Annotated in this window: 19 protein-coding genes; 13 read left to right on the plus strand and 6 right to left on the minus strand. The window is 72.3% G+C overall.

Annotation, left to right across the window (positions count from 1 at the left end; genetic code table 11):
• Positions 1-140 precede the first annotated feature (140 nt).
• Positions 141-1,136: a LacI family DNA-binding transcriptional regulator gene (locus FHX53_RS11215; protein WP_343050986.1), complete on the minus strand. Its 996-nt coding sequence runs from the start codon at positions 1,134-1,136 to the stop codon at positions 141-143.
• A 41-nt stretch (positions 1,137-1,177) separates the two neighbouring features.
• A complete protein-coding gene (locus tag FHX53_RS11220; RefSeq protein ID WP_246335669.1) occupies positions 1,178-2,410 on the minus strand; it encodes an ROK family protein in 1,233 nt (410 codons plus the stop codon).
• A 92-nt stretch (positions 2,411-2,502) separates the two neighbouring features.
• Between FHX53_RS11220 and xylA the strand changes: the two genes are divergently transcribed.
• The 9 genes from xylA (at position 2,503) to FHX53_RS11265 (ending at position 12,236) form a co-directional block, all read left to right on the plus strand.
• A complete protein-coding gene (gene xylA, locus FHX53_RS11225) occupies positions 2,503-3,693 on the plus strand; it encodes a xylose isomerase (RefSeq protein ID WP_182491433.1) in 1,191 nt (396 codons plus the stop codon).
• Positions 3,694-3,784: 91 nt separating this feature from the next.
• On the plus strand, positions 3,785-5,212 hold the full coding sequence (gene xylB / locus FHX53_RS11230; protein WP_182491434.1) for a xylulokinase: 1,428 nt from the start codon (positions 3,785-3,787) through the stop codon (positions 5,210-5,212).
• On the plus strand, positions 5,203-6,765 hold the full coding sequence (locus FHX53_RS11235) for an alpha-N-arabinofuranosidase (RefSeq protein ID WP_343050987.1): 1,563 nt from the start codon (positions 5,203-5,205) through the stop codon (positions 6,763-6,765). The genes xylB and FHX53_RS11235 overlap by 10 nt, the downstream gene beginning before the upstream one ends.
• 92 nt (positions 6,766-6,857) lie before the next feature.
• Positions 6,858-7,373: a DedA family protein gene (locus FHX53_RS11240; protein ID WP_182491435.1), complete on the plus strand. Its 516-nt coding sequence runs from the start codon at positions 6,858-6,860 to the stop codon at positions 7,371-7,373.
• A 10-nt stretch (positions 7,374-7,383) separates the two neighbouring features.
• The gene (locus tag FHX53_RS11245) at positions 7,384-8,376 is read left to right on the plus strand and encodes a 1-phosphofructokinase family hexose kinase (protein WP_182491436.1); all 993 of its coding nucleotides are present in this window, start codon (positions 7,384-7,386) and stop codon (positions 8,374-8,376) included.
• A 212-nt stretch (positions 8,377-8,588) separates the two neighbouring features.
• Positions 8,589-9,782, plus strand: a complete 1,194-nt coding sequence (locus FHX53_RS11250; RefSeq protein WP_182491535.1) for an alpha-hydroxy acid oxidase — start codon at positions 8,589-8,591, stop codon at positions 9,780-9,782.
• 17 nt (positions 9,783-9,799) lie between these two features.
• The gene (locus FHX53_RS11255) at positions 9,800-10,801 is read left to right on the plus strand and encodes an acetamidase/formamidase family protein (RefSeq protein WP_182491437.1); all 1,002 of its coding nucleotides are present in this window, start codon (positions 9,800-9,802) and stop codon (positions 10,799-10,801) included.
• Positions 10,802-10,880: 79 nt separating this feature from the next.
• Positions 10,881-11,450, plus strand: coding sequence for an acetate uptake transporter (locus FHX53_RS11260; protein ID WP_182491438.1), 570 nt, complete (start codon positions 10,881-10,883; stop codon positions 11,448-11,450).
• Positions 11,451-11,474: 24 nt separating this feature from the next.
• On the plus strand, positions 11,475-12,236 hold the full coding sequence (locus tag FHX53_RS11265) for an SDR family NAD(P)-dependent oxidoreductase (protein WP_182491439.1): 762 nt from the start codon (positions 11,475-11,477) through the stop codon (positions 12,234-12,236).
• On the opposite strand, the gene FHX53_RS11270 is transcribed toward FHX53_RS11265, so the two are convergent.
• Positions 12,233-12,946, minus strand: coding sequence for a GntR family transcriptional regulator (locus FHX53_RS11270; protein WP_343050988.1), 714 nt, complete (start codon positions 12,944-12,946; stop codon positions 12,233-12,235). The genes FHX53_RS11265 and FHX53_RS11270 overlap by 4 nt on opposite strands.
• Positions 12,947-13,104: 158 nt before the next feature.
• On the opposite strand from FHX53_RS11270, the gene FHX53_RS11275 reads away from it, so the two are divergent.
• The 4 genes from FHX53_RS11275 (at position 13,105) to FHX53_RS11290 (ending at position 17,530) form a co-directional block, all read left to right on the plus strand.
• A complete protein-coding gene (locus FHX53_RS11275) occupies positions 13,105-14,748 on the plus strand; it encodes a circularly permuted type 2 ATP-grasp protein (RefSeq protein WP_182491440.1) in 1,644 nt (547 codons plus the stop codon).
• Positions 14,742-15,671 (plus strand): alpha-E domain-containing protein, encoded by a 930-nt coding sequence (locus FHX53_RS11280; protein WP_182491441.1) that lies wholly within the window; start codon positions 14,742-14,744, stop codon positions 15,669-15,671. The genes FHX53_RS11275 and FHX53_RS11280 overlap by 7 nt, the downstream gene beginning before the upstream one ends.
• Complete coding sequence (locus tag FHX53_RS11285; protein WP_182491442.1) at positions 15,668-16,513, plus strand: transglutaminase N-terminal domain-containing protein; 846 nt, start codon at positions 15,668-15,670, stop codon at positions 16,511-16,513. The genes FHX53_RS11280 and FHX53_RS11285 overlap by 4 nt, the downstream gene beginning before the upstream one ends.
• 81 nt (positions 16,514-16,594) lie before the next feature.
• Entirely contained in the window at positions 16,595-17,530 is a 936-nt protein-coding gene (locus FHX53_RS11290; RefSeq protein WP_182491443.1) for an alpha-E domain-containing protein, read from the plus strand.
• A gap of 7 nt (positions 17,531-17,537) precedes the next feature.
• Here FHX53_RS11290 and FHX53_RS11295 read toward each other — a convergent pair whose 3' ends face one another.
• From FHX53_RS11295 to FHX53_RS11305, 3 genes are all read right to left on the minus strand, one after another.
• Positions 17,538-17,777: a hypothetical protein gene (locus FHX53_RS11295; protein WP_182491444.1), complete on the minus strand. Its 240-nt coding sequence runs from the start codon at positions 17,775-17,777 to the stop codon at positions 17,538-17,540.
• Positions 17,778-17,849: 72 nt separating this feature from the next.
• Positions 17,850-19,166 carry an MFS transporter gene (locus tag FHX53_RS11300; RefSeq protein ID WP_220476396.1) on the minus strand — a complete coding sequence of 439 codons (1,317 nt, stop codon included), beginning with the start codon at positions 19,164-19,166 and terminating at the stop codon, positions 17,850-17,852.
• Between the two features lie 5 nt (positions 19,167-19,171).
• Positions 19,172-19,594, minus strand: a complete 423-nt coding sequence (locus FHX53_RS11305) for a MarR family winged helix-turn-helix transcriptional regulator (protein ID WP_246335670.1) — start codon at positions 19,592-19,594, stop codon at positions 19,172-19,174.
• Positions 19,595-19,702: the final 108 nt, after the last annotated feature.

Consider the following 19,702-nt stretch of genomic DNA (forward strand, 5'->3'; position numbering starts at 1 on the left):
CGCCTCCACCCGTGACCGAATGAAGGGAGCCGGGCGCGCTCCAACGGCGTGTCGCACCCGACACGCCGAGCACCGCCGCCCGGCTCCCTTCATTTGGTCGACGACGACGACGACGGAGGAAGGGAGGGGGGCGAGCAGGGCTACGTCCGCGGCGGCGCCGTCGAGTCGCGCACCACGAGGCTCGTCGCGAGGTCCATGCGCTGGGTCGCGATCGCGCCGCCCGCGGCGACGGCGAGCACGAGCCGCGCCGCCTCGACGCCCATCTGCCGCAGCGGCTGATGCACCGTGGTCAGGCGCGGGCTCACCCAGCGGCTGAGCGGGATGTCGTCGTAGCCGACGATCGAGAGGTCCTCCGGCACGCGGAGCCCGAGCGCGCGCGCCGCCTCGAGCGTGCCGAGCGCCTGCAGGTCGCTGCCGGCGAAGATCGCGGTCGGCCGGTCGGGCCGGTCGAGCAGGCGCATCGCCTCGGCGCGCCCGCCCTCGACGTGGAAGTCGCCGTAGCGCACCCACGCCGGGTCGATCGCGAGCCCGGCCGAGTTCATGGCCGAGCGATAGCCGTCGAGGCGCGCGAGCGAGCACATCATGTCGGCGGGGCCGGTGATCGCGGCGATGCGCGTGTGCCCGAGCTCGATGAGGTGGCGCGTCGCGGCGAGCCCGCCCGACCAGTTCGCCGACCCGACGGAGGGCACATCCGGCGAGGGGTCTCCGGCGGGGTCGACGATCGCGAAGGGGATCGCGCGCGAGCGCAACCGCTCGCGCAGCGCGGGCGCCAGGTCGGAGAACACGAGGATGACGCCCGCCGGCCGCCGCCGCAGTACGCCCTCGAGCCACTCGCTCCCGGGCGAGTGGCGGTCGCCCGTGACGGTGAGCACGACGCTCAGGCCGTGCTCCTTCGCGACGGCCTCGACGCCGTCGATGAGCTCCATCGACCAGATGCGGTCGAGCTCGTGGAAGACGAGCTCGAGCAGCTCGGGCTTCGCTGTCGTGGGCCCGGTGCGGCGCTGGTAGCCGTGCCGCGCGAGCAGGTCCTCCACGCGCGAGCGGGTCGCGGCCGAGACATCCGGCCGCCCGTTGAGCACTTTCGAGATCGTCGCGAGCGAGACGCCCGCCTCGACGGCGACGTCGGAAAGGGTCACGCGCGCTTCCGTCGACATGTTTCGAAGCCTAGCGCCGAAAGTTACGACACGACGGGCAGCGCGTCCGCGCGCGCCGCGTCGCTCTCGCCGGCGGAGAGCGGGTCGGCGATGAGGCCGTCCCACGCGAGCTCGGCCGCCCCGATGAGCAGCCGCTGACCGCCGAGCGCCGCGACCTCGATCGTCGCGTCGGCCGCGTTGACCGGCAGCGCCTGACCGAGAAGGGATGCCCGCTGGTCGCGATCCGCCGCCCGCCACAGGGCCGCCAGGTGCCCGCCGAGCACGATCCGCTCGGGGTTCAGCAGGTTGACGGCGCCGCGCAGGGCGATCGCGAGCCAGCGCAGCTGACGCGCGACCTCCTCGTGCACGGGCCCGCCGGTGTCCTCCGCGACGATCGCGGTGAGCAGCGCGCTCTCGAGCGTGTCGTCGTCGGGGTGCTCGAGCCCGACGGCCGCCGCGAGCGCGGCGCGCGGCACGAGCGCCTCGAGGCATCCGATCGCGCCGCACGCGCACAGCGGACCGTTCGGGTCGACGCTCGCGTGCCCGAGCTCGCCGGCGTATCCGGCGGCGCCGTCCATCGGGCGGCCGTCGACGACGAGCCCGCCGCCGATGCCGCTCGGCCCGCCGTTGAGGTAGAGCATCGTGCGGGCGCCCTGCCCGGCGCCGAACGACTGCTCGGCCCGGCACCCGAGGTGCGCGTCGTTCGCGGCGGCGACGGGGATGCCCATGGCCGCCGCGAGCGGAGCCGCGAGCGGCTCCTCCCGCCACCCCAATCGCGGCGCGAGCCGCACGAGGCCGTCCTCGTGCCGCACGAGGCCCGGCACGGCGACGCCCGCGGCGACGACGGTACTCTCGGGGTGGTCGGCGGCGAGCTCGGCGACCGTGCGGGCGGCGCGCTCGACGGTCGCGGCGACGGTCGGCGGCTCCGACAGCGGCACTCGGCGACGCGCGACGATCTCTGCGCCGAGCGACACGAGCGCGACGTCGATCACGTCGAGCTCGGGGTTGATCGCGGCGACGAGCCGGGCATCCCGCGGCAGCACCCGGGGGCTCGGGCGACCGACGCCCGATCGCGGGGCGTCGTCGCGCTCGTCGACCCAGCCGTTCTCGGCGAGCACCGCGACGAGGTCGCCGATGGTCGAGCGGTTGAGGCCGAGGGCGCGCGTCAGGTCGGCGCGCGTGACACCGCGGCGCAGGTGGACGAGCTCGAGCACCGCGGAGAGATTGCGTCTCCGCACCGCTCCTGCGTCCATCGTCGTCGGCCTTCTCGTCGCCATGCGTCCAGTCTGGCGTGTCCGCCGGGCCCATGATACGTTGTGCACACCAACAAATCAGGCGCGCAGCATGGCGCCCCGCGAGGAGACACCCCATGGCAACGACGCCCACCCCCGCCGACAAGTTCACCTTCGGCCTCTGGACCGTCGGGTACAACGGCGCCGATCCCTTCGGCGGACCGACCCGCGCGCCCCTCGACGTCGTGCACGTCGTCGAGACGCTCACCGAGCTCGGCGCCTACGGCCTGACCCTCCACGACGACGACCTCTTCGCCTTCGGCTCGAGCGACGCCGAGCGCCGCACGCAGATCGACCGCCTCATCGCCGCGACCGAGTCGACGGGCCTGGAGGTCCCGATGATCACGACGAACCTCTTCAGCGCTCCCGTGTTCAAGGACGGCGGGTTCACCTCCAACGACCGCGCCGTGCGCCGCTTCGCGCTGCGCAAGGCGCTGCGCAACCTCGACCTCGCCGCCGAGCTCGGCGCGCACACCTTCGTCATGTGGGGTGGGCGCGAGGGCGCCGAGTACGACTCGGCCAAGAACGTGGGCGCCGCGATCGAGCGCTACCGCGAGGCCGTCAACCTGCTCACGCAGTACGTCACCGAGCAGGGCTACGGCATCCGCTTCGCGATCGAGCCCAAGCCCAACGAGCCGCGCGGCGACATCCTGCTGCCGACCCTCGGGCACGCCATGGCGTTCATCGAGACGCTCGAGCACCCCGAGCTCGTCGGCCTCAACCCCGAGGTCGGGCACGAGCAGATGGCGGGCCTCAACTTCACGGCGGGCATCGCGCAGGCGCTCGAGGCGGGCAAGCTCTTCCACATCGACCTCAACGGCCAGCGCGGCATCAAGTACGACCAGGATCTCGTCTTCGGCCACGGCGACCTCCACAACGCGTTCTCGCTCGTCGACCTACTCGAGAACGGCGGGCCCGGCGGTGGCAGCGCCTACGACGGCCCCCGCCACTTCGACTACAAGCCGAGCCGCACCGAGGACGAGACCGGGGTGTGGGAGAGCGCGAAGGCCAACATGCGCACCTACCTCCTGCTCAAGGAGCGCGCGGCCGCCTTCCGCGCCGACCCGGAGGTGCAGGAGGCCCTCGCGGCGGCCCGCGTCGCCGAGCTGTCGCAGCCGACGCTCGGCGAGGGCGAGAGCATCCGCGACCTGCTCGATGACGCGAGCGCCTTCGAGCAGTTCGATTCCGGCGCGTACTTCGACGGAAAGGGCTTCGGTTTCGTCCGTCTGCAGCAGCTCGCGACCGAGCACCTCATGGGCGCCCGCTAGCCGGAGCCCACGAGACCCCCCGACTCGGTCGGGGCGCGCGACGCCGTTTCGCCGCGCGCCCCGGCCGACCCCTCTCAGCACAGGAGCTGTCATGACCCTCGTCGCCGGCGTCGACTCCTCGACGCAGAGCTGCAAGGTCGTCGTCGTCGACGCCGACACCGGCGCGGTCGTCCGCGAGGGCCGCGCTCCGCACCCCGACGGCACCTCCGTCGACCCGACGGCGTGGTGGGATGCCCTCCTCGCCGCGATCGCGGACGCCGGCGGTCTCGGCGACGTCGCCGCGATCGCGGTCGCGGGCCAGCAGCACGGCATGGTCGCCCTCGACGCCGACGGCCGGGTCGTCCGCGACGCCCTCCTCTGGAACGACACCCGCTCGGCCGCCGCGGCCGCAGCACTCGTCGACGAGGTCGGCGCCGACGAGTACGCGCGCCGCACGGGCGTCGTGCCCGTGGCGTCGTTCACGGCCACGAAGCTGCGCTGGATGCGCGACCACGAGCCCGAGAGCGCCGACCGCGTCGCCGCCGTCTGCCTCCCGCACGACTGGCTCACGTGGCGGCTGCGCGGCCACGGGCCTGCGGGCGAGAGCCCGCTCGGCCCCGACCTCGATGCCCTCACGACCGACCGCTCGGATGCGAGCGGCACCGCATACTGGTCGCCCACCACCGGGCAGTACGACCTCGAGCTGCTCGAGCGCGCTCTCGGCCGCCGCGTGCGGGTGCCGCGCGTGCTCGAGCCGCTCGAGACGGTCGGCGCGACGGGCGCTTCGGAGCTCCCCGCGGGCATCCCGATCGGAGCGGGCGCGGGCGACAACGCCGCCGCCGCCCTCGGGCTCGGCGCCGCGGAGGGCGACGTCGTCATCTCGCTCGGCACGAGCGGCACGGTGTTCGCCGTCACCCCCGAGCCCGTGCGCGACGCGAGCGGCACGGTCGCGGGCTTCGCCTCCGCCGACGGCGCCTTCCTCCCGCTCGTCGCGACGCTCAACGCCGCGCGCGTCCTCGACGTCACCGCCGCCCTCCTCGGGGTCAACCACGACGGCCTCGCCGACCTCGCGCGCGCCGCCGCCCCCGGCGCCGACGGGCTCGTTCTCCTGCCCTACTTCGAGGGCGAGCGCACCCCCAACCTGCCCGACGCGACCGCCTCCCTCGGCGGCATGACGCTCGCCTCGACGACGCGCGAAAACCTCGCGCGCGCCGCGATCGAGGGGATGCTCTGCGGCCTCGCCGACGGCCTCGACGCGATCGTGCGCCAGGGCCTGCGACCGCGGCGCCTGCTCCTCGTCGGGGGCGCCGCGCGCTCGCGCGCGGTGCCCGGCATCGCCTCCGAGGTGCTCGGCCTCCCCGTCGTGGTGCCCGAGCCGGGGGAGTACGTCGCCCGCGGGGCCGCGCGGCAGGCGGCGGGAATGCTCGTCGGGGCGATGCCCGAGTGGCCGCTCACGGAGCATGCCTCGGTCGAGCATCCCGCCGCACCGCACGTGCGGGCCGCCTACGCGGCGGAGGCGGCGCGCCGGACGTGGGCGTGACAGAGGGCGGGCCGGCGACGCAGCCCGCGACGGTCACGATCTCGGTCGACGGGGCGAACCCGATCGGCCCCGTGAACCGGCGCTTGTTCGGCGGCTTCGTCGAGCACATGGGCCGCGGCGTCTACGGCGGCATCTACGACCCCGCGCACCCGACGGCCGACGCCGAGGGGTTCCGCAGCGACGTCGTCGAGCTCGTGTGCGAGCTCGGCATGACGGTCTTCCGCTACCCGGGGGGCAACTTCGTCTCCGGCTATCGGTGGGAGGACGGCGTCGGCCCCCGCGAATCCCGCCCGCGCCGCCTCAACCTCGCGTGGCACAGCACCGAGACCAACGACGTCGGCCTGCACGAGTTCGCCGAGTGGGTCGAGAAGGTCGGAGGCGAGCTCATGCTCGCGACGAATCTCGGAACCCGGGGCGTACTCGAGGCGGTCGACCTGCTCGAGTACGCCCGCATCCCGCACGGCACCGAGCGCGCCGAGCAGCGGCGCCGCAACGGGCGCGATCAGCCGTTCGACGTGCGCATGTGGTGCCTCGGCAACGAGCTCGACGGCCCCTGGCAGCTGGGCCAGCTGACCGCGGACGAGTACGGCAGCCTCGCCGCCCGCACGGCGAAGGCCATGCGCATGCTCGAGCCCGACCTCGAGCTCGTCGCGTGCGGCTCGTCCGGCCCGCTCATGCCGACGTTCGGCGAGTGGGAGCGCACGGTGCTGCGGTACGCCTACGACGACGCCGACGTGATCTCCGCCCACTTCTACGCCGAGCCCGCGGGCGACGATCTCGCCTCCTTCCTCGCAGCAGGTGCCGTCATGGATGCTTACCTCGGCGACGTCATCGACCACGCGGATGCCGTGCGCGACGAGCGCGGAAGCGACAAGACCCTGGCGATCTCAGTCGACGAGTGGAACGTCTGGTACCAGTCGCGCATGGCCGCGACCCTGCCCACGGGCGACGACTGGCCCGAGGCGCCCCCGCTCAGCGAGGACGAGTACACCGCAGCCGACGCGGTCGTCGTGGGCGACATGCTCATCACCATGCTCGGCCGCGCCGACCGGGTGACGACCGCGTGCATGGCCCAGGTCGTCAACGTCATCGCGCCGATCGCGGCGCCCGCCGACGGGCCCGCCCGGCGCCGCGCGACCTTCCACCCGTTCAGGCTCACAGCCCGGCACGCGCGCGGCACGAGCCTCTCCACCAGCGTCGACGGGCCGGTCTCCGTCACCGCGCAGCACGGCGAGGTGCCCGCCATCAGCGCGGCGGCGGTGCGCGGCGAGACCGGGGGAGTCGTCGTGTACGTCGTCAATCGCCTGCCCGACCGAGCGGTCGAGGCGACGATAGACCTGCGCGGCGAGTTCGGGCGCGGCCTCGGAGGGCTGCGGGTGCTCGACGCGGTCACGATGAGCGCCGGCCACTCTGCAGGTGCGACCGGCGACGCTACGGCCGAGACCGGCGACGCCGCGGCCCCGCGCCCGAACCACACGGCGGCGGCGCACGGCGACGGCGTCCGCCTCATTCTGCCCGCAGCGTCGTGGAGCATGGTCCGACTCGGCCGATGAGCCGAGGCTGGAGGGCGACCGCGCCGGAACGCCCGCGGAATCCGGGACCTTCGCCCCGGGCATCCGCGGGCACGCCTCATTAGGCTGAGGCCATGGAGCCGTTCGACACCGCGTTCGGCCTGTCGCTTCCGCTCGCCGTCGGCCTGTTCTACGTCGTCGTGCTGCTGCGCGGCGGGGCGACCTACGCGCTCGGGCGCGGGGTGCGCGGCGGTGCGCGCCGCACGCGGCTGAAGGCCCGGCTCGAGACGCCGCGCTTCAGCCGCGCCGAGCGCATCGTCGAGCGCTGGGGTGCGCCCGTGGTCGCCGCCTCCTTCCTGACGGTCGGCTTCCAGACGCTCGCCAACCTCGCCGCGGGCGCGCTGAGGATGCCCCTCATCGCGTACCTCCCGGCGCTCGCCGTAGGCGGCTTCGCCTGGGCTCTCATCTGGGGCGTCGTGGGCGTCGCGACCTACGAAGCGATCGCCGAGCTCGCGATGCGCAGCCCGCTCGAGGCCGCGGTCTTCGTCGTGCTTGTCGTCGGCACGCTCGTGCTCATCGAGGTGCTCAACCACCGCAGGCAGACGCGTCGCGACGAGGTCTCCCTCCTGCAGGCCGCCGCCGAGGCCTAGGCTCTGCGGCATGACAGCGACCGCCGACCGCTCGCCCTCCGACTCCGCCTCCCACACCGCGCAGTCATCGCCCGTCGTGACGCTCACCGTTAACCCGGCCCTCGACGTGTCGACGTCGACCGAGCGCGTCGAGCCCGAGCACAAGCTCCGGTGCGGGCCGAGCCGCACCGATGCCGGCGGCGGCGGGGTCAACGTCAGCCGCGTCATCCACCGCCTCGGCGGGCAGTCGATCGCGATCTACGCCGTCGGCGGCCCGACCGGGCAGGCATACAGGCAACTTCTGGAGGCCGATGGCATCATCGGCCGCGCCATCCCCATCGACGGGTCGACGCGCGAGAACGTCACGATCGACGAGCTCGCGACCGGCCGCCAGTTCCGCTTCGTGCTGCAGGGCCCGCACCTGACGACCGATGAGTGGAGCGAGTGCCTCGCCGCGACGCAGCGCCTCATGTCGCCCGGCGGCTACGTCGTCGCGAGCGGATCCCTCTCGCCGGGCATGCCGGACGACTTCTACGCCCGCGTCGCCCGATCGGCGAAGGCCCGCGGGGCGCGGTGCATCGTGGATGCCTCCGGACCGGCGCTCGCCGCCGCCCTCCGCGAGGGCGTGCACCTCGTGAAGCCATCGGCGCGCGAGCTCGGCGAGCTCGTCGGGCGCGCGCTGCCCGACCTCGAGTCGCGCGTGGATGCCGCCCGCGAGCTCGTCGACCGCGGCGCGGCCGAGGTCGTTGCGCTCACCCTCGGCGGCGACGGCGCCGTTCTCGTCACGGCCGACGGGGTCACGCGGCTCGAGGTGCCGCCGGTCGAGGTGCGCTCGACCGTCGGGGCAGGCGACTCGTTCCTCGCCGCGCTCGTCCTGCGGCTCGCGCAGGGCCGCGACCTCGACGCCGCCTTTCGCGCGGGCGTCGCAGCCGGCACCGCGACCGCGATGACGGAGGCGACCGAGCTCTGCCACCGCGACGACGTCGAGCGTCTCGAGGCGCAGCTGCTTGCCGCGCAGGGCTGAGATCCCGCCCGAGCCCCGAGCCCCGAGCCCCGAGCCCCGAGCCCCGAGCCCCGAGCCCGATCCGGGCATCCGCCTGCCCACTTCATCGGGGCCGCCAGAAAGTGTTAGACAAATGTACCGAATAGACGTACTGTGCTGATCACCCCCTCGACAGCGAAAGGCGGTGCGCAGTGCGGCGCCAGTTGCCCAACCCCCGAGAGCTCGCCCCCCTGATGCGCTTCCGGCGGCCCGAACTCAACGGCCGCCGCCGCCGGCTCAACGGCGCCCTGACGATCGACGACCTCCGCACCATCGCCAAGCGGCGCACGCCGAAGGCGCCGTTCGACTACACCGACGGCGCCGCCGAGGCCGAGATCTCGCTCGCCCGCGCGCGCCAGGCGTACCTCGACATCGAGTTCCACCCGTCGATCCTCCGCGACGTCTCCGAGGTCAGCACCGACCGCACAGTGCTCGGCGGGCCGAGCGTGCTCCCGCTCGCGATCGCCCCGACCGGCTTCACCCGGATGATGCAGACCGAGGGCGAGATCGCCGGCGCCCGCGCCGCTGCCGCGTTCGGCATCCCCTTCAGCCTGTCGACGATGGGCACGGCCTCGATCGAGGCGGTGCGCGAGGCGATCCCCGAGGGGCGCGCGTGGTTCCAGCTCTACCTATGGCGGGATCGTGAGCGATCGATGGCGCTCGTCGAGCGCGCGGCGCAGTCCGGCTACGACACCCTGCTGGTGACCGTTGACGTGCCCGTCGCCGGGGCGCGCCTGCGCGACAAGCGCAACGGCATGTCCATCCCGCCCGCGCTCACCCTCGGCACGATCGTCAACGCCATCCCGAGGCCGGCCTGGTGGATCGACTTCCTCACGACCGAGCCGCTCGCCTTCGCGAGCCTGTCGGAGTGGGACGGCACGGTCGCCGAGCTCATCGACACGATGTTCGACCCGAGCGTGACCTTCGACGACCTGCGCTGGATCCGCGAGATGTGGAAGGGGAAGCTCGTCGTCAAGGGCGTTCAGTCGCTCGACGACGCGGTTGCGCTCACCGCCCTCGGCGTCGACGGGATCGTGCTCTCGAACCACGGCGGCCGCCAGCTCGACCGCGCGCCGGTGCCCCTGCAGCTCCTGCCCTCGGTCGCGAAGGAGGTCGGCTCCGACCTCGAGATCCTCCTCGACACGGGCATCATGTCGGGCGCCGACGTCGTCGCCGCGGTCGCGCTGGGTGCGCGCAGCACTCTCATCGGCCGCGCCTACCTCTACGGGCTCATGGCGGGCGGCCAGGAGGGCGTCGAGCGCGCGCTGAGCATCCTCTCGGATCAGATCACGCGCACCATGCGCCTGCTCGGCGTCACGAGCCTCGACGAGCTCGGCCCGCAGCACGTCACCCTACTGAGCCCCTACACCTCCCACCACGCCGACTGATCGGAAGGACCGCCTTCATGCGCGAGATCGAGTTCACCCCGGAGCGCTCTCAGTACGTCTACACCTTCGGCGGCGCCGAGCCGGCGATGCGCATCGAACCAGGCACCGCGATGCGGCTCTGGTCGGAGGACGCCTTCAACTTCGCCCTCACCTCCGTCGACCACCTGCCGAGCCAGCACATCGACATCCGCTACGTGAACCCGCAGACGGGCCCCTTCTACGTCGAGGGCGCCGAACCGGGCGACACACTCGCCCTCCACATCGTCGACCTCACCCCCGCCCGCAGCTTCGGGGCCTCGTCGACGATCCCGTTCTTCGGCGGGCTCACCGGCACCGACCGCACCGCTCTGCTGCAGGATGCTCTCCCCGAGGCCACGTGGATCTACGAGGTCGACACGGCTCGCCAGACCGTCGGCTTCCAGGCTCGGTTCGGCGACTTCGAGGTGTCCTTGCCGCTCGAGCCGATGCTCGGGACGGTCGGGCTCGCGCCCGGAGCGAGCGAGGTGCGCACGAGCCTCGTGCCGGAGCGCTTCGGCGGGAACATGGACACCCCCGAGATGACGATCGGCACGACCGCCTACCTCGGCGTCAACGTCGAGGGCGCCCTGTTCTCCATCGGTGACGGCCACTACCGCCAGGGAGAGGGCGAGGCGTGCGGCACCGCCGTCGAAGGCGCGATGAACTCCGTCATCATCGTCGAGCTCATCAAGGGCTCCGCGCCGCTCTGGCCGCGGCTCGAGAACGACGACTACTGGATGGTCGTCGGCTCCTCCCGGCCGATGGAGGACTCGTGGCGCATCGCCCAGCTCGAAATGGTGACCTGGTTCACCGAGATGTTCGGGCTGCACGCGATGGATGCCTACCAGCTCCTGACCCAGACCTCCCTCGCCCCGATCGCCAACGCCGTCGACGCCAACTACAGCGTCGTCGTCAAGGTCGCGAAGTCGCTCATGCCGGGCGGCGTTGCGTACGACGGCATCCATCACGAACTTCGCCAGGCAGCTCGTCAGCTGCGCTAGCGATGGCCGCGCACTGCGGCGGACCACCCCTTGATCCACCCCTCCATCCACCCCGACCCACAATGAAGTGGAGAACCACATGAACGAACAGAAGTCCGCCAACCCGGCCGTCCTCGGGCTCCTGGGCTACGGCGTATCGACCGTGCTCCTGAGTCTCGCCAACAGTGGTCTGTACGCCGTCGATGGGATGGTGCTCGTCATGGGCGTCTTCTTCGGCGGCATCGCTCAGACCATCGTCGCCGTCATGGCCTTCCGACTGGGCGACACATTCGGCGTGACCGCCTTCGGCGGGTACTCCTTCCTCTGGCTGTCGTTCGCCTTCCTGAACATCGGGGCCATCAACGGGTGGTGGACGGTGTCGTCGGTCGCCATCGGGTGGTACCTGCTCCTCTGGATGGTCTTCACGATCGGCCTCGTCGTCGCCTCGGCGGTCGCCCCGCGGATGCTCACGATCATCCTCGCGCTCACCGCAGTCCTCCTCGGCTCCCTCGGCGTCGGCGCGCTCACGGGAAACGCCGCCATCAGCCTGTTCGGCGGGATCGAAGGAGTCGTCACCGGCGCTCTCGCCATCTACCTCGCGTTCGCGTTCCTCATCAACGAGATGTACGCGAAGGCCGTCCTGCCCGTCGGCGCGCCCCTGCGCGCCTGATCGATCGAATCGAAGGAGAACGTCATGGATCTGGGAATCACCGGCAAGACCGCCATCGTCACCGGCGGCACGAAGGGAATCGGCCGCGCGATCGTGGAGGGCTTCGCCGCGGAGGGCGCGAACGTCGCCTTCTGCGCGCGGGACGCCGCCGAGGTGGAGAGCACGCAGGCGGCGATCGAGGCCACGGGCGTCAGGGCCGTCGGCACCGTGCTCGACGTCGGGGACGCGGAGGGCATCCGATCGTGGGTGGAGGCCACCGCCTCGGCCCTCGGCGGCATCGACATGGTCGTCGCCAACGTCAGCGCCCTCGCCATCCCCGACACGGATGAGAACTGGGAGGCGTCGTTCCGCGTCGACCTCATGGGCACAGTGAACCTTGTGAAGGCGGCTTTGCCGCACCTCGAGGCGAGCGATGTGAAGTCGGCGGTGGCGATCTCGAGCGTGTCCGGCCGCGAGGCGGACTTCGCGTCGGGCCCCTACGGAACGATCAAGACGGCGATCATCGGCTATATGGCCGGCGTCGCCCTCCAGGTCGCCGAGAAGGGGATCCGCGCGAACACCGTGTCGCCGGGCAACACATACTTTCCCGGCGGCGTCTGGCAGAGCATCGAGGGGGGCAACCCCGACCTGTTCTCGTTCGCCATGGGCCTCAACCCGACCGGTCGCATGGGAACGGCGGAGGAGATCGCGGCGGGCGTCGTGTTCCTCTCGAGCCCGCGTGCGAGCCGCATCAGCGGGGCGAACCTCCTCATCGACGGCGCCCTGACCCGCGGCATCCAGTTCTAGGCGTCGGTGCCCCGTCCGTCGCTGAGCGTGGCGGGCGGGGCATCGCGCTGCGCGTCGAAGTAGCCGAGCAGGCGATCGCGCGCCCCCTCGATGTGCGTGCGAGTCAACCGGCCCGCGAGATCGGAGTCGCCCTGCGCGACGGCGTCGAGAATGCCCTGGTGCTGGGCGATGACGTCGTCGAGCGCGAGGAGCCGGTGCGCGAGGACCTGCCCGATGCACAGCTCGATCTCGCCCATCAGCAGCGCGTGCAGACGCGCCAGTCGAGGGGATGGCTGCGCCTCGACGAGAGCGCGGTGAAAGGCGATGTCGGCGCGCGCGAGCGAACCCGTGTCAGCCCCCTCGGCGTCGCTCGCGGCTGCGGAGACGATGATCCGCTGCGCGTCGATGGCCTCGGAGGGGGCGGCGGCGGTCACGGCGAGCAGCCGCAGCGCGGCCTCCTCGATGACGGCGCGGTTCGCGTAGAGGTCGACGATGTCGTCGCGATCGAGTTGCGGCACGCGGGCCGTCTTGTGGGTGCTGCGACGGAGCAATCCCTCGGCGACCAACCGCTCGAGGGCGGCCTTCGCGGTCGGTCGGGCCACGCCGAAACGGTCGGCGACCGCCTTCTCCGTCACGGTCGCGCCCGGCGGCTCGCGCTGGGCCAGGATGCTCTCGCGCATCGCCTCGTAGACGGCGTGGGGCAGGGTCGTCACCGACAGGGACTCGTCCACAGCCCTCCTCTCGATGTCTCCAAGCGGCCTCCGGAGCTCTCCGTGGATCCGCGCGCGGGGAGCCTAACAGCATTGTCAGACACTCGATCCGAGCACGACGTGAAGCAGGCGCGGAGTTCGGAAACACCCCGGCAACGTGAGGTGCCTATGCTCGGGGGATGGCCGACCTCTTCCACGAGTACGGCGCTCGCAGATCCACCGGCGGGTCGACTCGCGCGATCGATGAGATGTTCGCGCCCGACAGCTCCGTCCGGCTGCCCTACCGAGACCTTCACGCGGCTCTCGCTCGGCTCAGCACCGACGAGCTGCGCGGCCGTACCGACGCGCTGGCGCGCTCGTACCTCGCGCAGGGCGTGACCTTCGACTTCGCCGGCGAGGAGCGTCCGTTCCCGCTCGACGCGGTGCCCCGCGTGATCGGCCGTTCCGAGTGGGCGACCCTCGAGCTCGGCATCGCCCAGCGCGTGCGGGCGCTCGAGGCCTTCCTCGCCGACGTCTACGGCCCGCAGCGCGCGATCGCCGACGGCGTCATCCCGGCTGGCCTCATCTCGTCGTCCTCCCACTTCCACCGGCAGGCTCACGACATCGAGGCGTCCAACGGCGTGCGGATCCAGGTCTCGGGCATCGACCTGATCCGCGACGAGTCGGGCGGCTGGCGCGTCCTGGAGGACAACGTTCGTGTTCCGAGCGGGGTCAGCTACGTCATCTCCAACCGCCGAGTGATGGCGCAGACGCTCCCCGAACTCTTCGTCTCGATGCGCGTGCGGCCCGTCGGCGAGTACCCGCAGCGGCTGCTATCGGCCCTGCGCGCCTCGGCGCCGGCCGGCATCGACGAGCCGACGATCGTCGTACTCACCCCAGGGGTGTTCAACTCGGCGTACTTCGAGCACACCCTCCTCGCCCGCCTCATGGGCGTCGAGCTCGTCGAGGGCCGCGACTTGTTCTGCTCGGGCGGGCGCGTGTACATGCACACGACCTCCGGCCCGCAGCGCGTCGACGTCATCTACCGCAGGGTCGACGACGAGTTCCTCGACCCGCTGAGCTTCCGCGCCGACTCGATGCTCGGCACGCCCGGCCTGATGATCGCAGCCCGTCTGGGCAACGTGACGATCGCGAACGCCGTCGGCAACGGGGTCGCCGACGACAAGCTCGTCTACACCTACATGCCCGACCTCACCCGCTACTACCTCGGCGAGGATCCGATCCTCGCCAGTGTCGACACGTGGAGGCTCGAGGAGCCGGCGGCGCTCGCCGAGGTTCTCGATCGGCTCGACGAGCTCGTCGTCAAACCGGTCGACGGCTCCGGGGGCAAGGGCCTCGTCGTGGGGCCGGCGGCGACCCCGGCGGAGCTCGACGAGCTGCGAGCCCGCCTCATCGCCGACCCGCGCGGCTGGATCGCGCAGCCCGTCGTCCAGCTGTCCACGATCCCGACCCTCGTCGAGGACGGCATGCGGCCGCGACACACCGATCTGCGGCCCTTCGCGGTCAACGACGGCACCGACGTGTGGGTCCTCCCTGGCGGTCTGACTCGCGTTGCGCTCCCCGAGGGCGAGCTCGTCGTGAACTCCAGCCAGGGCGGCGGCTCGAAGGACACCTGGGTCGTGGGCAGCGACGCCGTGATGAGTCACGGGCGCGACGTGCGCGGCATCGTCGACGAGCAGTCCACCGCGACCAGCGGCCTCCCGATCGTCGCCGGATTCCCCCCGCCGGACACGAGCGAGCTCGACGATCCCCGCCGCGACCAGCAGGGCCAGCAGCAGCAGTCGCGCGCCCCCGACTCGACGACGGGAGCCCGCCCATGCTGAGCCGCATCGCCGAGAGCCTCTACTGGATCGGGCGGTACGTCGAGCGCACCGACGGCACCGCGCGCATCCTCGACGTGCACCTCCAGCTGCTGCTGGAGGATCCGTGGATCGACGAGAACACCGCATGCCGCTCGCTGCTGAGCGTCATGGGCTCCGACATCGAGGAGGAGACCCGCCTCACGCGGCACGACGTGCTCAGCATCCTCGCGATCGACCGCACCCATCCCGCATCGATCGCCTACTCGATCAGCGCCGCGCGCGAGAGCGCCCGCCGCGCGCGCGAGATCGTCAGCACCGAGCTGTGGGAGGTCCTCAACGCGTCGTCCGCCCGCATGCCGCGCCGGGTGAGCGACGAGAAGATCGCCGAGTTCTTCGGCTGGGTGCGTGAGCGATCGGCGCTCGCCGTCGGGATCGTCGAGAGCTCGAGCAGCCGCGACGAGGTGTACGGCTTCTTCACGCTCGGCCGATCGGTCGAGCGCGCCGACATGACCGCCCGCCTGCTCGCCACGCGCGCGCTCACCGAGGCGAGCGGTCCGGCCTGGACGACCATCCTGCGCAGCGTCGGCGCGTACGAGGCCTACCTGCGCACCTACCGGGGCGTGCCGAGCGCGCAGAATGCCGCCGAGTTCCTCCTCCTCGATCGGCTCTTCCCGCGCTCGATCCTCTACTCCGTCCTGCGGGCCGAGCGCTGCCTGCGCGACATCGAGCCCCGCACCGACCGTGCGGGTGTCGCCGATCTCGCTCTGCGCCGGCTCGGGCAGATCCGCAGCGAGCTCGAGTACCGGCCCATCACCGAGATCATCGACGACCTGCCGCACTTCATGGACGCCGTGCAGTCGGCCACGAGCGCCACGAGCGACGCGGTGCGCCTGCGCTACTTCCCGACGAGCACCGCGCCCAGCTGGGTGGCCGAGCGCTCGTGAGCAGACTGCGCATCGTCCACACGACCGGGTTCACGTACGCCGGCGACGTCTCCGCCTCCTACAACGAGGCGAGGATGCTCCCCGCGAGCTCGAACGGTCAGCTCGTCCTGCAGGCCCACCTCTCCATCTCGCCGAGCTCGCACCAGCACCCGTACCTCGACTACTGGGGCACGCGGGTCGTGTTCTTCGAGCAGCTGCACTCGCACCGGGAGCTCACGATCACGTCCGAGAGCCTCGTCGAGGTCCGCCGCCGCGACGTCGGAGCGGCGACGCTGACGTGGGATGCCCTGCCCGGCGTCGTCAGCAGGGGCGTCGGCCTCATCGAAGCGACGCGCCAGACCCGGTACACGACGCCGCCCGCGGAGGTCGTCGAGCGCGCACGCGCCATCGCCCGCGATGCCTCGCATCCCGGCGTCGCGGCCCTCCGGATCAGCGAGTTCCTGCACGAGGAGGTCAGCTACGTGCCGGGCGTCACGGGCGTGCAGACGACGGCGGCCGAGGCGTGGGCGCAGCGCGCGGGCGTCTGCCAGGACATCGCCCACCTCGCCCTCGGGGCGCTGCGTGCGGTGGGCATCCCCGCCCGGTACGTGAGCGGCTACCTGCACCCGCGGCGCGATGCCGAGCTCGGCGAGCCGATCGTCGGCGAGTCGCACGCCTGGGTCGAGTGGTTCGACGGCGAGTGGCGGGGCTACGACCCCACGAACGCGCTCGAGATCGCGGAGAGCCACGTCGTCGTCGGCCGCGGACGCGAATACGGCGACGTGCCTCCACTGCGCGGCGTCTACGCCGGCAGCTCCGGCTCGGAGCTCTTCGTGCGCGTCGAGATCACCCGCGAGTCCTGACGCATCCCGCCCGCGGGGGGCGTCGACGCCGGCCACGCGCGCGTAACACTCGCGCAACACTCGCCGCTTAGGCTCCCCCGCATGACGGGCATCGGCGAGCCCCTCCTGCGGGGCGCTGCGGGAGTCTCCGCGAGCGCGCACGCGCACCTTGTCGCCCTCGGTCGAGGCATCGAGCGGGCTGACGCGACCGCGCGCATCCTGGAGGCGCATCTGCTGCTCGCGCAGGAGCATCCGCTGCCGGACATGGCCGACGCGGGGGTCGTCCTTCGCGCCTGCGGAGTCGATCGCGCGGCCGATGACGGGCTCTCCCGGAGAGCCGCGATCGATCTGCTCACCGCCGACCGCGCGCATCCCGCCTCGATCCCTCACGCGCTCGTCGAGGCCCGCGACGCCGCGCGACTCGCGCGCGACGCGCTTCCCGCTGAGCTCTACGACATGCTCGTCGCGACCCGCGCTCGCCTGCCGCGCAAGGTCGTCGAGCCGCGCGTCGGCGACTTCCTCGCCTGGGTGCGCGAGCGATCAGCGCTCGCCGTCGGGCTCGTCGAGTCGGCGGTCGCTCGCGACGGCGCGTTCGAGCTGATCGCCCTCGGCCGGCGGCTGGAGCGCGCTGCGGCGACCGCCCGTCTCCTGACGGCGCACGCCGACGACGCGGAGGCGGGCCCAGGGTGGATGTTCGTGCTCCGCAGCGCCGGAGCGCACGAGGCGCACGTGCGCGCCCATCGCGGTGCGCCGACCGCTTCGGCCGCGATCGAGCTCCTCGCCCTCGACGAGCGGTTCCCGCGCTCGGTCGCGCACGGACTCGTCCACGCCGAGCAGAGTCTCCGCGCGCTCGGGGTGGAGGGCGGCGCGACGGGGCTCGCCGAGAGCCGCCGGGCGGCAGCCACGCTGAGCCGCCTCGTCGAGGCGGCCGCGGCCGCCGACGCCGACCGCGTCCTGCCGCGCCGGGCATCCGCCCTCCGCTCGCTGCACGGAGCCGTCGAGCAGGCGACGCGCGAGATCCTCCTCGTGCTCGACTAGCCCGAGCTCAGACCGCGGCGGGCGGGCAGTGCAGTCGCGTGGCCGTCGTGCCGACGCCGCGCTCGATCACGTGGTCGGCCATCGGAGCCGCGCAGAGCGGGCACGTCGGGTCGAGCGGAGCGACGTACGGGTCCTCCGGCCGGCCGATGCCGACGGCGGCGGGCCCGGCGATCGGGTAGAAGAACCGGTTCACGGCGGCCCAGAACCCGGGCTGACCCGCCCACGGGTTCGGAAGCCTCGACACCATGCTCCGATCCTCCCACCCGTCCTGCGTGCCGCCAGCGGCCGAACAACCTGTGCTCGGCGCGAGCTGCGCGCATCAGCCCTTGCGCGCCGACGCCTCTATGATCGCGATCTCGCGCGTCGCGGTCTCGAGGTCGTAGTCGTCCCCGTCGTACCGCACGCGCACGCGCCACCACGGCCCGCCGTCGCGCCCGAGGCGCAGGTTGCGCGTCGAGCGCATCCACAGTGCGGCGACGGCCGCCGCAGCGAGCCCGGAGAGCGCGGCGACGCCGAGCGCCCAGCGCGGCCCCGCCTCGTTCGCGATGAAGCCGAGCAGCGGCGCGCCCAGGGGCGTCCCTCCCATGAAGATCGTGAGGTAGAGCGCCGTGACCCGCCCGCGGATCGCGGGCCTCGTGGTCGTCTGCACGTACGCGTTCGACGAGGTGATCATCGTGAGCGAGGTGAATCCGACGAGCACGAGAGCGACCGCGAAGGTTTCGAACGTCGGCATGAGGGCGGCGGCGGCCGCGCTGAACGAGAACCCGAGCGCGGCGAGCGCGATGACTCGCAGCCTCGGGCGCTCCCGCCTGGCCGACATGAGCGCGCCGGCCACCGATCCGATCGCGAGGATGCTCGACAGCAGTCCGAACGCCGTGGCGTCTCGACCGAACTCGACCCTGGCCATCGTCGCGGTGAAGATGCCGAAGTTGAAGCCGAACGTGCCGACGAGGAAGACCATCGTGAAGACGACGACGAGGTCGCCGCGGCGGCGCACGTACAGGATGCCCGCCTTGAGCTGGCCTCGCCCCTTCTTCTCCTTCTTCAGCGGGTGCAGCTGATCGCCGCGCAGCAGCGCGAGCGCCAGCAGCGTCGCGGCGTAGGTCGCGCCGTTGATCGCGATGACCCAGCCCGCGCCGATCGTCGCGACGAGGAGGCCGGCGACGGCGGGGCCGACGAGCCTGGCCACGTTGAACGACGCCGAGTTGAGCGCGACCGCGTTCGGCAGCTGCGTCGGGCCCACGAGCTCGCCGACGAACGTCTGGCGCACGGGCGCGTCGAGCGCCGTCGCGATGCCGAGGCCGAGGGCGAAGAGGTAGACCATCCAGAGCTCGGCGACATCGAGGATGACGATGAGCCCGAGGCCGAGCGCGAGCAGACCCTGCAGCGCCTGCGTCGCGGCGAGCAGCCTTCGCCCGGCGAAGCGGTCGGCGATGATGCCCGCGTAGGGGCCGATGACCAGTGCGGGCCCGAACTGCAGCGCCATGGCGACCCCGACGGCGGCGGCGTCGTCGTTCGTGAGCTCGGTGAGGATGAGCCAGTCCTGTGCGGTGCGGTTCATCCAGGCGCCGATATTCGACACCATCGCCCCGACGAACCAGATCCGGTAGTTCAGGAGCCCGAGGCTGCGGAACATCGTCCTCACGAGTCGGCGAGCTTCCGCAGCACGGGGCGCACGGCCTCGAGCGCGGCGCGCTCGTCGGGCTCGAGCGCGTCCAGCTGGCGGTGGAACCAGGCGGTGCGCAGTCGTCGGGTCTCCGCGATCAGGTCGTCGCCCGCCGGGGTGAGGCTCACCCAGACCTGGCGCGCATCCGTCTCGCTCGGTTCACGGCGCACGAGGCCCGCGGCCTCGAGGGCGTTGATGGAGCGGTTCATCGACGGCGGACTCACGCGCTCGCGCTCGGCGAGCACGCCGGGGGAGGTGCGGCCGTGCGTCTCCAGCTGCCACAGCACCCCGAGCTGCGTGTCGGTGATGCCTTCGCCGCCGCGCTCGGCACGGATGCGCCGCGCCACCTTCTGGATGAGCACGCGCAGCTCTTCGTCGGGGTCGCTCGCAGTCGTCATATCATCGTCAGCGTAGATCATTACCCTGGCTAACGACTTCGGGTCGCGGAGCATTCCACCAGGCTCCGCGGAGGCCCCTTCGAGCTCTACGATGAACGCAGGGAGGCC

The organism is Microcella alkalica (assembly GCF_014137945.1).
Classification (GTDB): domain Bacteria; phylum Actinomycetota; class Actinomycetes; order Actinomycetales; family Microbacteriaceae; genus Microcella; species Microcella alkalica.

What these genes read in the sequence shown, in the direction of transcription:
- FHX53_RS11220 (WP_246335669.1), bottom strand. Translation starts at nt 2,410, where the DNA reads ATGGCGACGAGAAGGCCGACGACGATGGACGCAGGAGCGGTGCGGAGA.
- xylA (WP_182491433.1), top strand. Translation starts at nt 2,503, where the DNA reads ATGGCAACGACGCCCACCCCCGCCGACAAGTTCACCTTCGGCCTCTGG.
- xylB (WP_182491434.1), top strand. Translation starts at nt 3,785, where the DNA reads ATGACCCTCGTCGCCGGCGTCGACTCCTCGACGCAGAGCTGCAAGGTC.
- FHX53_RS11240 (WP_182491435.1), top strand. Translation starts at nt 6,858, where the DNA reads ATGGAGCCGTTCGACACCGCGTTCGGCCTGTCGCTTCCGCTCGCCGTC.
- FHX53_RS11245 (WP_182491436.1), top strand. Translation starts at nt 7,384, where the DNA reads ATGACAGCGACCGCCGACCGCTCGCCCTCCGACTCCGCCTCCCACACC.
- FHX53_RS11250 (WP_182491535.1), top strand. Translation starts at nt 8,589, where the DNA reads ATGCGCTTCCGGCGGCCCGAACTCAACGGCCGCCGCCGCCGGCTCAAC.
- FHX53_RS11255 (WP_182491437.1), top strand. Translation starts at nt 9,800, where the DNA reads ATGCGCGAGATCGAGTTCACCCCGGAGCGCTCTCAGTACGTCTACACC.
- FHX53_RS11260 (WP_182491438.1), top strand. Translation starts at nt 10,881, where the DNA reads ATGAACGAACAGAAGTCCGCCAACCCGGCCGTCCTCGGGCTCCTGGGC.
- FHX53_RS11265 (WP_182491439.1), top strand. Translation starts at nt 11,475, where the DNA reads ATGGATCTGGGAATCACCGGCAAGACCGCCATCGTCACCGGCGGCACG.
- FHX53_RS11275 (WP_182491440.1), top strand. Translation starts at nt 13,105, where the DNA reads ATGGCCGACCTCTTCCACGAGTACGGCGCTCGCAGATCCACCGGCGGG.
- FHX53_RS11280 (WP_182491441.1), top strand. Translation starts at nt 14,742, where the DNA reads ATGCTGAGCCGCATCGCCGAGAGCCTCTACTGGATCGGGCGGTACGTC.
- FHX53_RS11290 (WP_182491443.1), top strand. Translation starts at nt 16,595, where the DNA reads ATGACGGGCATCGGCGAGCCCCTCCTGCGGGGCGCTGCGGGAGTCTCC.
- FHX53_RS11295 (WP_182491444.1), bottom strand. Translation starts at nt 17,777, where the DNA reads ATGGTGTCGAGGCTTCCGAACCCGTGGGCGGGTCAGCCCGGGTTCTGG.
- FHX53_RS11300 (WP_220476396.1), bottom strand. Translation starts at nt 19,166, where the DNA reads ATGTTCCGCAGCCTCGGGCTCCTGAACTACCGGATCTGGTTCGTCGGG.
- FHX53_RS11305 (WP_246335670.1), bottom strand. Translation starts at nt 19,594, where the DNA reads ATGACGACTGCGAGCGACCCCGACGAAGAGCTGCGCGTGCTCATCCAG.